10 protein-coding genes and 1 pseudogene are annotated in these 13,116 nt (G+C 61.1%); 3 read left to right on the forward strand and 8 right to left on the reverse strand.

The genetic code is table 11. The features are described from left to right. From VGU61_RS07395 to VGU61_RS07410, 4 genes and pseudogenes are all read right to left on the reverse strand, one after another. A pseudogene (locus VGU61_RS07395) lies at positions 1 to 172 on the reverse strand (biotin synthase BioB); the annotation flags it as partial. A gap of 62 nt (positions 173 to 234) precedes the next feature. Further along, positions 235 to 717, reverse strand: coding sequence for a PaaI family thioesterase (locus VGU61_RS07400; protein WP_326858468.1), 483 nt, complete (start codon positions 715 to 717; stop codon positions 235 to 237). Continuing rightward, a complete protein-coding gene (locus tag VGU61_RS07405; protein ID WP_326858469.1) occupies positions 714 to 2,105 on the reverse strand; it encodes an acetyl-CoA carboxylase biotin carboxylase subunit in 1,392 nt (463 codons plus the stop codon). The genes VGU61_RS07400 and VGU61_RS07405 overlap by 4 nt, the downstream gene beginning before the upstream one ends. A 22-nt stretch (positions 2,106 to 2,127) precedes the next feature. Then, on the reverse strand, positions 2,128 to 3,675 hold the full coding sequence (locus VGU61_RS07410; RefSeq protein WP_326858470.1) for an acyl-CoA carboxylase subunit beta: 1,548 nt from the start codon (positions 3,673 to 3,675) through the stop codon (positions 2,128 to 2,130). 152 nt (positions 3,676 to 3,827) lie between these two features. Between VGU61_RS07410 and VGU61_RS07415 the strand changes: the two genes are divergently transcribed. From VGU61_RS07415 to VGU61_RS07425, 3 genes are all read left to right on the forward strand, one after another. Continuing rightward, entirely contained in the window at positions 3,828 to 5,531 is a 1,704-nt protein-coding gene (locus VGU61_RS07415; protein WP_326858471.1) for a sigma-54 interaction domain-containing protein, read from the forward strand. 458 nt (positions 5,532 to 5,989) lie between these two features. Beyond that, positions 5,990 to 8,425, forward strand: a complete 2,436-nt coding sequence (locus VGU61_RS07420) for an ATP-binding protein (RefSeq protein ID WP_326858472.1) — start codon at positions 5,990 to 5,992, stop codon at positions 8,423 to 8,425. A gap of 66 nt (positions 8,426 to 8,491) precedes the next feature. After that, complete coding sequence (locus tag VGU61_RS07425) at positions 8,492 to 8,719, forward strand: hypothetical protein (protein ID WP_326858473.1); 228 nt, start codon at positions 8,492 to 8,494, stop codon at positions 8,717 to 8,719. A gap of 82 nt (positions 8,720 to 8,801) precedes the next feature. Here VGU61_RS07425 and VGU61_RS07430 read toward each other — a convergent pair whose 3' ends face one another. From VGU61_RS07430 to VGU61_RS07445, 4 genes are all read right to left on the reverse strand, one after another. Beyond that, complete coding sequence (locus tag VGU61_RS07430) at positions 8,802 to 9,620, reverse strand: enoyl-CoA hydratase (protein WP_326858474.1); 819 nt, start codon at positions 9,618 to 9,620, stop codon at positions 8,802 to 8,804. 23 nt (positions 9,621 to 9,643) lie between these two features. Continuing rightward, complete coding sequence (locus VGU61_RS07435) at positions 9,644 to 10,618, reverse strand: tripartite tricarboxylate transporter substrate binding protein (protein ID WP_326858475.1); 975 nt, start codon at positions 10,616 to 10,618, stop codon at positions 9,644 to 9,646. A gap of 84 nt (positions 10,619 to 10,702) precedes the next feature. After that, positions 10,703 to 11,902, reverse strand: a complete 1,200-nt coding sequence (locus tag VGU61_RS07440; protein WP_326858476.1) for an acyl-CoA dehydrogenase family protein — start codon at positions 11,900 to 11,902, stop codon at positions 10,703 to 10,705. 17 nt (positions 11,903 to 11,919) lie between these two features. Next, entirely contained in the window at positions 11,920 to 13,086 is a 1,167-nt protein-coding gene (locus VGU61_RS07445) for an acyl-CoA dehydrogenase (RefSeq protein WP_326858477.1), read from the reverse strand. Positions 13,087 to 13,116 lie beyond the last annotated feature (30 nt).

The following is a 13,116-nucleotide window of genomic DNA, read 5'->3' on the forward strand; positions in this document are numbered from 1 at the left end:
AGCCGCCGGTCTTGATCGACAGCAGCGTGGCCAGTTCCACCTCGCTCGGGTCGAAGTGCTGGCGGTGCACCTGCTGGGCACGAAACAGCAGATCGTTGAACGGCATGTCGAACAATGCCATCACTTGCTCCACCGGCCAGGCATCACTGCTGTTTGCCGTATTTGCGCCCATAGGGCGATGGAAAGCTGGGACGAATGTGAGGGTATGGGAAGACATCAATACATTTCTTTCGATCAGGGTAAAGTGGTTTGCGTCTGCGGATTCCCGGAGGGTTCGCCGGTTGCCGGGTGGCTGCCCACATGGACGAGCTTGAATGTGGCTCTGGCTACGCACACCGCATTGCCTTGTGCATCCCGCGCTTCGCCTTCGCAAAACACGATGCGCGATCCACGCCGGATGGTGCTGGCCTCAAACACCAGGTCGGTGCGTGCGGCCCCGAGAAAGTGGGTGGACATCTCGACGGTAATCACGCCGGTTGCCAGCGGATCATGCGAGCGGGCGGCGGCGCTCAGGGTGAAGTCGAGGGCACTCATCAACGTTCCTCCATGCACATCCCCACGGCTGTTAAGCAACTCTTGCTGCAATGGCAGCCGGGTGCGTGCAAGGCCGGGTTCCAGCCGTTCCGGCAGCAGGCCGATGTGGCGCATGAATGGAACATCGATGCCGAAGTAGGCAGTGCATCCCAAGTCCGGGTTGTCGACATTGATGATCTTCATGCGGGCTCCCGGTGCTCTGCGGTACGGGCGAGCAATCGCTGCGTCAAGCCCGTGTCGATGCGTCCGTCGTTGAAGTCCTCGCTGCCGAGCACCTTCAGGATGAACGGAATGTTGGTTTTGATGCCCTGGATATCGCAGGCGGACAGTGCCTCGCGCAGGCGGCGGATCGCCTGGGGACGATCGTCCGCGGACGCGATCAGTTTTGCAATCATCGGGTCGTAATGCGGCGTGACGACCGACCCCTGCCGATATCCGGTTTCAATCCGCACGCCTGGCCCGCTGGGCAGCACGAACGATTCCAGGCGGCCGGCGGAAGGAAGGAAACGCACCGGATCTTCGGCGTAGATGCGTGCTTCGATTGCATGGCCGCGCGCGGCGACCGGATCGGGCAGCACGTCGCCGATGCGTTCTCCGCTTGCCAGCCGGATCTGCGATGCGACGATGTCGATGCCGGTGACTTCCTCCGTGACCGCGTGTTCTACCTGCAAGCGGGTATTCATCTCGAGGAACACAAAGCCGGTCTGCTCGGTGTACAGCATTTCGACCGTGCCGATGACGTCGTACCCCAGCCTTGCGAGCAGATCGGCAAGGAGACTGGACATGCGTTCAAGGGCAGCCCCGTCGATCCCCGGCGCGCGCGCCTCTTCAATCACTTTCTGGTGGCGGCGCTGTACCGAGCAATCCCTCTCGAAAAGAATTCTGACCCCGCCGTGCCGGTCGGCCAGCACCTGAAACTCGATATGACGGGGTGTGCTGATGAGTTTTTCCAGGTACAACTCGGCGGTCGCAAAACTTTTTTGCGATATCGAACGCGCCTTCGTCCAGGCGGCGGCAAGTTCGGCTTCGTCATGGGCCGGCAGCATGCCGATTCCACCGCCGCCCCCGGCCGGCTTGACCAGCACCGGGAAACTGATTGCTCGGGCGGCGGCGGCGACCTGTTCCGGGGCGTCGGGCAGGACGGGTGAACTCGGCGCCTGCGGCATTCCGCAGCCCGCCATCAATGCGCGTGCCTGCGTCTTATGACCCAGTGCACGGATCCATCGTGGAGACGGGCCGATGAAATTGAGACCGGCGGCGGTCACCAAGTCCGCAAATCCGGCGTTCTCGGACAGAAAACCATAACCGGGATGGACGGCATCGGCGCCGCTCTCCAGCGCGGCTTGAAGCAGCCGCTCCTGGTTGAGATAACTGAGCCTCGCAGGCGCCGGCCCGATGTGCACCGCATGGTCCGCATCCTTGAGATAGGGAAGATCGCTGTCGGCGTCGGAATACACCACGACCGATTCAATGTTCATCGTCCGCAGCGCGCGCAGGATGCGCGCGGCCACCGCGCCCCTGTTGGCAATCAGTACGCGCCGCGGGCGGCTCGAAGGCAAGGTCAGTTGCATGGGGTGGTCAGCGCTATGGTGTTCATGGACGGATGCCGAATTGCCGCATGCCAGCCTGCCGCAGCGGGGCGGCAAGATTGGCGAACTCGCACAATATGCGGCGGGTGTCGCGCGGATCGATGATGTCCTCGATCACGAATGCCTCGGCGCTGCGAAACGGCGAGGTCAGGCTGCGTACCCGCTGCTCGATTTCGGCACGTTTTTGCACCGGGTCGTCAGCGCCTTCGATCTCTGCCTTGTATGCGACCTCCAGGCCGCCTTCGATGGGCAGGGAGCCCCAGTTCGCCGACGGCCATGCATACCGAAAATTGAACCGGCCCATATGCTGGTGCCCGGCGGCGGCCACGCCGTAGGCGCGGCGCAGGATGATCGAACACCAGGGAACCGATGCCTGGTAGACGGCGGCCAGTGCACGCACGCCGTAGCGCATCGTCCCTGCCTTCTCCGCGTCCAGTCCGATCTGGAAACCGGCGACGTCGACCAGATTGACCACCGGCAGGTGGAACACTTCCGCCAGATCGATGAAGCGCGTGAATTTTTCCGCCGTACCCGCATCCCAGCAGCCGCCATAAAAGTAGGGGTCACTGGCGACGACCGCCACCGGCCATCCGTCGATACGCGCGAAGCCGGTCACGATCGCCTTGCCCCACTGGCGGCCCATTTCGAAGAACGAGTCCTTGTCGACGAGCGTCTCGACGATCGGCCTGATCTTGTACACGGTCCGGCTGTCTCGCGGTATCGCGGCGAGCAGCCATTCATCGCGCCGGCCGGCATCGTCCGTCGGCTGCGAGCGCGGCGGCAATTCGAAGACCGACGAAGGCAGGTAGGACAGGAAGCGGCTTGCCCGCTCGAATGCTTCATGCTCGCTCTCGACTTCGTCATCGACAACGCCATTGCGGGTATGGATATGGCTGCCGCCCAGTTCATTTTTTTCCACGATCTGGCCGGTGCGTGCCACCACGGGCGGGCCGGCATTGAACAATTGAGCCGAGCCCTTGACCATGACGGAATAATGACTTGCCGCGACCCGCGCCGCACCCATGCCGGCCACGGAACCGAGCGCGAGCGAGACGACGGGAATCACCGACATGTTTTCGACGACGTGCTGCCATACCTTCATCGTCGGAATGAGCGTATAGCCCTTGGTCTCGATGTTGCGGACCGAGCCGCCGCCACCGGTTCCATCGACCAGCCTGATCATCGGCAGGCGCAAGTCGTGTGCCATCTTCTCCGCATGAATCAGCTTGTCGCCGACGGCGCCGTCATTGGCGCCTCCGCGCACGGTGAAGTCGTCGCCGACCAGTACCACCGGCCGGCCTGCCATGCGCGCACGGCCCATCACGAGGTTGGCCGGGACCACGGCGATGAGCTTGCCGTGTGCGTCGTACTGTCCCCATCCGGTCAATGCGCCGACCTCCTGAAAGGAGTCCGGGTCGGCACAGGCGTCGATGCGTTCCCTGACCGTCAGTTTGCCTGCTGCCTTGTGACGGGTGACTTTTTCGGGGCCGCCCAATGCAGCCGCCAATTTTTTCCGGTAAGCAAGTTCATCGATTTCGGGCTGCCAAGACATCATTTCCGTTCCTTGCTACCATCATGGAGACAGTGAACATGTTGCAACCTGCATGCCAGTTGCCTACCCCATTGTTTTTATTGGATTTGTTTTTGTATCAGGGAGAACTGTTCGCGATGGAGACACCGAAGAGTGTCCACAGGAGAGACAATATGTCGTTATTGGAGACACCGAAGACGGCGCTGGGCGCCCTGGTCTGCGACAGGTCGGGCACGGTGCTGGCAGCGTTCGGCGCCGCAGCCGACCCGGAAGTATGCGCAGCCACCGTTGCCGCATGCCAGGCACTTCCCGACAAGCATGAAATGGAAGGCATGGTGTTTCAGGTCGCAGTACCGGGAAGCGCCCCTAGGGGAGAGCAGCAGTACATCGGCCTGTGCGTGCACGATAACGCCCATCAGATGGTGATCCTGCGTGACAGCAAGCATGAACTGCCGCTGTTTGATTTCATCGGAACGGTGCCGTTTGCCTCATCCATCCTGAACTATTTCATCACCAATCCGTACCAGGCGATCACCGTCGCCGACAAGGAAGGAAAGATCCGTTTCATCAGCCCGGTGCATGAACGGTTTCTCGGCCTGAAACGGGGGCAGGGCTATGGCATGGCCGCCACCGAAGCCATTCCGAATTCCAGGCTTGGCATCGTGGCCGCGACCGGCAAAGCGGAGATCGGCCAGCTTCAGGATATGCACGGGGTTACGCGGGTCGTGAACCGCATCCCGATCACCGAGGGCAAGGAGGTGGTCGGCGCGATCGGGCAAATTCTGTTCAAGGGACCGGAAGCCCTGACGCAAATGCAGCAGCGTTTGAGCCAGGTGCAGGAGAAGATGGAGCAATACCGGCGCGAACTGGAGGAATTGCGCGCGAAGGCGTCGCCGGCGGCGATGCTCATCGGCAGCAGCGCCCGCATGCAACGCTTGAAGCGCGAGATCGAAACCGTGGCGAGACTTGATGTGCCGGTGCTGATTTTGGGGGAAAGCGGCACCGGCAAGGAACTCGTTGCCCATGCGATCCACGCGTCCGCGCACAATGCGGGCAAGCCGCTGGTGAGCCTGAATCTCGCCGCGCTGCCATCGACCTTGCTGGAGTCCGAGTTGTTCGGCTATGCGCCCGGAACCTTCACCGGTGGCAAGCGCGAAGGGCAGGTCGGCAAACTGGAGCAGGCGGAGGGAGGCACGCTTTTCCTCGATGAAGTCGCCGATATACCGATGGAAGTACAGGTGAAGCTCTTGCGGGTGCTTGAAGACCATATGGTCGAGCGGCTCGGGGGGCGCACGTCACGCCGGGTCGACTTCAGAATCATTTCAGCGACACACCACAATTTCCAGGAGCTGATCGAAGCAGGCCGCTTCCGTCTCGACCTCTATTACCGGTTGAGCGGCGTCGTACTGCGCGTGCCGGCATTGCAGCAGCGCTTCGAGGATATTCCCGAACTGCTGATCCACTTCGTTTGCGGATTTTGCGAGCGGAACAGGATTCCCATCCCCGCGATTGCACCGGATCTTGCCCGTTATCTGGCCGGACGCCCGTGGCCGGGAAACGTCAGGCAGCTCCGGCAGAAAGTCGAGGAAGCATTGGTCTTCTGTGACGGCAAAGTCTTGCGCGTGAAGGATTTCACGCGCGAAGATGCCGGCCAGGAGTATGACGGTCCATCTTCCGTACCGGTTGGCATTCCGGGCGAGGTGCAGCAGGCAAGAGAGGCGGCCAACGAAGACGCTTCGTCAACGCTGCTCGACGTCGAACGCAGGGCCGTGCTGGAGGCGATTGCGAAACATGGCGGCAACAAGAAGCACGCCGCGGAAAGCCTGGGTATATCGCGATCCTATCTCTACAAGATTCTCAACCGGAAAACGGGGTGAAATTGCGGCGTATCCGCGGGTGGTATTCCGCTCTGCCGTCACCCGCTTCGTGCGAATCATCGACTGCAGCGTTGTACGGCACTTGGCGACTACAAGACTTTTTCCATGTTTCCGACGCAACAGTTTCGAAGGTCGACAGGTAGGCGGCAAGCAGATATCAACAAAAAGGTGGCCCAGGCAGTCCCATTGTGAGCATTGCATTTCATGAAAGTCATTGATTTCCCTTGTTGTTTCGCAGAAATATTCCGTTTGGGGGGCCGTCCCGAACATGGAACGTCCAACCCAAATCCGATAAACTCCGGAATCGGAACACAGGGGTTATTCGACAAAGCGCGACGTTGACCTTCTTATCCGGTTCCAAACTATTTGTCTCAGCCCTGAGCCACTCCGCGATTGCTTCATCGATTCAGAGAACGCGCTGAAATTGGCAGTGAGGACTTCTTTGAGTCAGACCTTACATGGAAAACAAGATTGAAGCTGATGTGGCAGCCGTGTCACGCATCGATGCCGTACCTTCGATTCTCGAAGTGGTTTGCCGGACCACCGGCATGGGCTTTGCTGCAGTTGCAAGAGTGACTGAAGATCGGTGGGTTGCCTGCGCCGTCCGGGATGAAATCAATTTTGGCCTCAAGGTTGGTGAAGAGCTGAAGCTCGAAACCACCATCTGTAATGAAATTCGCGGAAGCGGGCAGGCGGTCGTCATTGACCATGTAGAGGAAGACGCGGCCTATTGCCTTCACCCCACCCCAGCGATGTATGGTTTTCAGAGTTACATTTCGATGCCCATTTTCTATCCTGATGGGCGATTCTTCGGAACCCTGTGTTCCATCGATCCCAAGCCTGCAAAACTGAACCGCCCGGAAATCATCAAGATGTTCAGGCTCTTTGCGGACCTGATCATGTTTCATCTGAATGCAGCGCGCGGCGAGTTCTCGCTCGAACTGTCCGACAGCTTGCGCACGGCGAACTCACCCGAGGACATTATCGCGACCGCATGTGAATTGCTCGGACGCAGGCTGGGCGTTTCCCGCGTGGTGTATGGCGAAGTCGATGAATCGGGCCAATATGTTTTCATGCGGCGCGATTGGACCGGTGACGGCGTGCCGAGTTTGGCTGGCCTGACCAAGGTCATGAACGATTTCGGGCCCGAGTTGATAGCAGCACTCGGCGCAGGGCAGGTGATCATCAATGAAGACATCACTTTGCACCCGCACACCGCCCGGTATGCCGACGCATACAGCGGAATCGGCGTGCGTGCCGAATTGCTTGTTCCGCTCGTCAAACTCGACCGGTTACGCCTCGTTCTCGCCTTCCACCGTGATCAACCGTATCGATGGACGTCCGAGGAGATCGATCTTGCCCGGGATATGGCCGAAAGAACCTGGCTGGAAGTCGATGCCGCACGTGCGCAGGCGGAGCTGCGCACCGAACGCGATCAGAGTCGCTACATTTTCGACAGCATGACCGAAGGCTTCGGCCTGATTGACCGGGACTGGACCATCGTGCGAATGAACGCGGCCGGATTGAAACTTCTCCATCGCACCGAAGAGACCGTGGTGGGGCGCAACCACTGGGAAGCCTTTCCCGAAACATTGGGTACGGAGATCGAGGCCCTGTGCCGCGCGGGAAAGGAAAAGCACATTGCCGGTTCGACCGAATATCCATATAAATTGCCAGATGGACAAACGCGCTGGATGGAAGTTCGGGTTTCTCCGGCGCTGAACGACGAATTGGCAATCTTTTTCCGGGACATCACCTCGCGCCGGAGGGCAGAAGAATCGCTGCGAAGAGAAGCAAAGCGCAAGGACGAGTTTCTTGCCATGCTTGCCCACGAATTGCGCAATCCGCTTGCCCCCATCGGTGCCGCCGCCGATCTGTTGCAGGCGGCAAAGCTTGATGAAGCACACGTACAGCAGACAAGCCGCGTCATCGGGCGGCAGGTGCGACACATGACGCATCTGATCAACGATCTGCTGGACGTATCAAGGGTCACCAGTGGTCTGGTCACCCTTGATAAAGCTCCGGTGGATATGCGGTACGTCGTGACCGATGCGGTGGAGCAGGTGAGGCCGCTGATCGACGCGAAACGGCATCATCTGACGCTGCATTTGTCACCGGACGCGGCGATTGTTACCGGGGACGGCAAGCGCCTGGTGCAGATCATGGCGAATCTGTTGAATAACGCAGCAAAGTACACCCCCGATGGTGGCGAACTCGCAATCGGGCTGAATGTAAATGGTTCTTTCGTGTCCATCGAGGTCGTGGATAACGGAATCGGGATGCGGTCGGATCTGGTCAATCGCGCGTTTGACCTGTTTTCTCAGGCTGAACGTACGCCCGATCGTTCCACTGGCGGGCTGGGTATCGGCCTGGCGATCGTAAAGAACCTGGTTGAGCTGCATGGCGGAACCGTCTCGTGCGAAAGCGCCGGGCTAGGCAAGGGAAGCCGGTTTGCCATCAGTCTTCCCCGCCTCGTCGAACCTGATGATCGCGCAGCCCAGCGGTTGGGCGACCAGGATCAACAAGAATTACACCGTCCCTTGAAGATATTGGTCGTCGATGACAATAAAGACGCCGCCACGATGCTTGGAATGCTGCTTAAAGCGTCCGGCCACCACGTGCTGATCGAACATGACTCCCTGCAGGCGCTGGCAATCGCGCGGAAAGAGGCGCTGGATCTCTGCCTGATCGACATCGGACTTCCGGGAATGGACGGCAATGCTCTGGCGGAACGACTGCGGAAGCAGGCCGAAACCGCCAAATGTACGCTCGTCGCAGTCACGGGATACGGACAGGAAAGCGATCGGGAACGTGCGCGGATGGCGGGTTTCGATCATCATTTGGTCAAGCCGGTAGACACGCAGAAGCTTTTTGCGATCCTCACCGGGGTTTGAAATCCGCCATGGCAAGTTTGAGTGACGACGCATCGCACCACGACATAGGGGGCTGACAAATTGAAAGTGGCGACACTCCTTGCGGCCATCGCCGTCACATGGATGATGTGGTACCAGCTGCTCGTCTGGTTCGTCTTCCGCCCTGGATGGAACGGAAAGGCGACAGGGGGAAATTCCGCCGATGACCGGTTGCGAAAGAAGAGGCTTCTGGTGATCAGCGGCGTACTGGCGATATTCGGCACGCCGGCATTGTTCCTTGGATTTGCCTGGCTGGTGCAGACGCACCTGGCTTGACTGGGTGCGATGTAGAAATACGCAAACCTGCATGCCGCCCTGGTCTGTGGGGTGTCCCGCACACCATGCCAGCGCAGGTTCGTTACCGTCCGGTAAACCGTGGTGCCCGCTTTTCCACGAAATGGGCGACGCCTTCCTTGAAATCTTCCGACTGGAACGACGCGTGCATCGCCTCGTCGGCGGCTTGCCACGCTTGCGCCAGGTCCTGGAACAGCCCTTCGTACACCTGCCGCTTGATGACGCCCATCGAACGCGGCGATGACAGATTGGCGAGTTCCGCCGCAGCGCGGTGCACCGCCTCGGCGAAGCCATCCGCCGGCAGAAGCTTCACGAGGCCCATCTGCGCCGCCTCGCTCGCTTCGACCGGCCGGGCCGAGTACAGGAGGTCGAGCGCATGCATGGTGCCGATGAGTTTCGGCAGCATCCACGAGATGCCGTGTTCGGCGATCAGCCCGCGCCGGGCGAAGGCGGTCGTCAGCTTCGCGCCTTCCGCCATGTACCGGATGTCGCAGAACAGGGTCAGGCACAGGCCGATGCCTGCGACCGGCCCGTTGATCGCGGCGATGATGGGCTTCGGAATGCGCAGCATGGTGCTGAAACGCTGCCGGAAATTGGCGTCGATGCCGTCGTCGGCCTCCGGGGATGACGCTTCCGCCGATCGCTGCGGCGTGGCACCCTGCGTGATGCCCTGGATGAGCTTCATGTCCGCCCCGGCGCAAAATCCGCGACCGGAACCTGTGATGACGATGACATGCACCGACTCGTCCCCGGCCGCCCGCTGCAGCGCGGCGCGCACCTCGCTATCCATGGTCGGGGTCCAGGCATTCAGGCTGGCGGGACGGTTCAGCGTCAGTGTGGCGACATGCTCGCGCGTGTCGTACAGCAGCTCCTTGTATTCCATGAATCTTCTCCGTCGGGTGCTTTTTAATCGATCTTGATATTGTTTTCCTTGATCAGGCTGCGGAACGTCTCCCGCAGCGGCGGCAGCGTCTTCGCGAATTCCTCCGTCCCGAGCACGGCGGGGACAAGGCCGTTTTCGTTGATGTACTGCGTGATGTCCGGCTGCTGCAGCACCGCCACCAGTTCCTTGCTCAACCGGTCGACGATGGGGCCGGGTGTCCCTGTCGGCACAAACAGCCCATACCAGCCGACGGCCTCCAGTTTGGCTACACCCTGTTCCTTGAAGGTGGGGACGTCGGGAAAGAGGGGAATGCGGTCCGGTCCGGTGACCGCCAGTACGCGTACCTTGCCGGTCTTGACGTGCGGCGAGATCGTGATCGGCGTGGCGATGTACCAGTCGATGCGGCCGCCGAGAAAATCGGACATCAGCGGCGCCTCGCCCTTGTAGGGAATGTGAACGGCGTCCAGGCCGGCGGAGCGCTTGAACGCTTCACTGAGGATGTGCTGGGTACCGCCGGCGCCTGCGGTGCCGTAATTGCTCTGCCGCCCCTTCATCTGCTCGATGAATTCCTTGACGTTTTTGATCGGGCTGTCGGTGCGTACGACCAGCGCCAGCGGCGCCGTGCAGCATTGCGCCAGCGGTCTGAAGTCCTTTTCTTCGTCGTAACGCGCATTCGGATACACCATCGGCACCTGGAAGATGGTGGTGTTCGTGGAGTAAATGGTATAGCCGTCCTTCGGCCCCCTTGCCACGTGCTCGCTGGCAATGATCGTATTGCCGCCGGCACGGTTATCGACGATCACGGATTGCTTGAGCCGGGGGGCAAGTTTGTCGGCGATCTTGCGAGTGATGGTGTCGGAAGCGCCGCCGGGCGCGAACGGCACGACGATACGCACCGGCTTGTCGGGATAGTTGGCGGCGTCGCCGGTTTGCGCGCCGGCAGTGGCGCAGAGGGCGCTCAAGGCGCCGCACAGCATGAGTGTGGCTATCGGCTTCATGGTTGTCTCCTTTGTCAGCCTCGGTGGATTGATGTTGCAGTGTCTCGTCTCTGTGGACGATCAATCGTCTTCTGTCGTGATTTTCTAGCCCAGGCCGAGCACGGCCTTCGCCATGATGTTCTTCTGTACTTCCGTGGTGCCGCCGAAGATCGACATCGCGCGCCGGTTCAGGTAGCGCGCCGCGGCGGTCGCCGCGAAATCCGGCCCGACCGGTTCTTCGCCGCCAATGCCGAGAATGAGCGGCTTCTGATAGGGCAGGGCGTAGTAGCCGGATGCCTCCATGAGCAGTTCGAGCAGCCGCTGGCAGAGTTCGGTGCCGCGCACCTTCAGTCCCGACACCGCTGGTCCGGGCTTGCCACCGGCGGCCATCTCCTCCAGCATCTGCAGCACCCGCAGATCAAGGGCAAGCAGCCGCACTTCGACGTCAACCAGTTTCATCCGGAACGCCGGGTCCTCGATCAGTGGCGCTGTTCCTTGCAGGGGTGACCTGGCGACCTTCTTCAGTTTGCGCAGCAGTCGCTTGGCAAAGCCGACCGACGCATTGTCGAGCCGTTCGTGCGACAGCAGGAACTTCGCATAGCTCCAGCCCCGGCCTTCGTCGCCCACACGATTTTCCTTGGCCACGCGCACGTCGTTGAAGAAGATGGCATTGAGCGAATGGGTGCCGTCGAGCGAGGTGATCGGCCTGACCTCGATGCCAGGGGATTTCATGTCGATCAGCAGGAAGGTGATGCCTTGCTGCGGGCGTTCTTCGCGGCTGGTGCGGACCAGGCAAAACATCCAGTCGGCGTAGTGCGCCCAGGAAGTCCAGATTTTCTGGCCGTTGACCAGATAATGATCGCCCTGGTCATCTGCGCGCGTCTTCAGCGCCGCGAGGTCCGACCCTGCCATCGGCTCGGAGTAGCCCTGGCACCACCATTGCGTGGATCGCAGGATCGGCCCGATAAATCGCTCCTTCTGTTCCGGCGTGCCGAATGCCTGGATTACCGGTCCCACCATGCGTGTACCGAATGGCACGATGGGCGGACAATTCATCTCCGCGCAAATGGCATCGAACAGATACTGCTGCACCACGCTCCAGCCAGGCCCGCCGAGTTCGGCCGGCCAGGTGTACGCAAGCCAGCCTTTCCTGCCGAGGATCTGCTGCCAACGGACGTAGTCATCCTTCACCAGGATCTGGTCCTGGTCCACCTTCTGTGCGATATCGGCGGGGAGGTTGGCGGCGATGAACGCCCGCACTTCACTGCAGAATTCCTGGTCGGCGACGGAAAGCGAAATTTGCATGCTGGTTCCTTTCGGGCTTACGCCGGTTGACCGATCGGCGTATCGGCATCGAGTGCAAGCCGCGCGAACCGCTGTTCATGCCAGGACGCATTGCCGAAGCAGACGTCGATCGCCGTCAGGCGCTTGAAATAATGACTGACCGGCGATTCGTCGGTCACCCCCATCGCACCATGCATCTGCACCGCTTCCTGGCCGATCAGGCGGCCGGCCTTCCCAGCCTGGATCTTGGCGGCGGACACTGCCTTGCAGCGGCTGTCCGCGTCGCCGGTCTCCAGGCTGGTGGTGGCATTCGCCACCAGGACCCGGGTTTCCTCCAGCGCGATATGCATGTCCACCAGCCGGTGCTGCAGCGCCTGGTTGGCGCCGAGCGGCCGGCCGAACTGCTGGCGGGTCCTGAGGTAGTCCAGTGTCAGGTCGAGCAGGGCGGCCATGGCGCCGAGGGACTCCGCCGCAACGGCGGTCGCGCCCGCATCGATGATCTTTTCGAGTGCGACGGCTGCTCCCTGCGGGTTACCCAGCACGGCGTCGTGGCCGACCCGGACATCCTGCAACCTCAGTTCACACGCATTGGACCCGTCGATGGTGGGATAGGCAATGATGTCGAGGCCTTTGCTGGCACGCGGCACGATAAACAGGCCAAGTCCATCGGACGAACGCTGCCCGCCGAGGGTGCGGGCAACGACGATATAGGCAGACGCATGCGCGCCTCCCAGCACCACGGTCTTGTGGCCGTTAAGCAGATAGCCGCCGTCGTGCTCCCGTGCGGTGCTCATGCAATCGTTGAGGTCGTAACGGGATTGCGGCTCCACGAACGCCAGCGCGAGCACGCTTGTTCCTTCCTGCAGTGGCTGCAGCCAGGCTTTTTTCTGCGCGTCGCTGCCGAGTGCGGCAAGCAGGCCGCCACAGAGAATCACTGCAGGCAGATAGGGTTCCAGCACGAGGCTGCGGCCGATCGCTTCCATCATGATCGCCGCCTCCACCGGGCCGCCGCCGATGCCGCCGTCCGCTTCGGAAAACGGTGCCGCCAGCCAGCCGAACTCCGCGAATTGCCGCCAGGTGTTGCTTTCCACGCCGGTGGCCGCACCGAGCGCGGCGCGGCGCATGTCAAATGTGTAATGCTCGCGGAAGAAGCGCTCAGCGCTGTCGCGCAGCATCGATTGTTCCGGTGTCAGTGTCCAGCCCATGCGTAGTCTCCGTCTTTCCGGCGCGATCCG

Source organism: Noviherbaspirillum sp., from assembly GCF_035944575.1.
Lineage (GTDB): Bacteria > Pseudomonadota > Gammaproteobacteria > Burkholderiales > Burkholderiaceae_D > Noviherbaspirillum.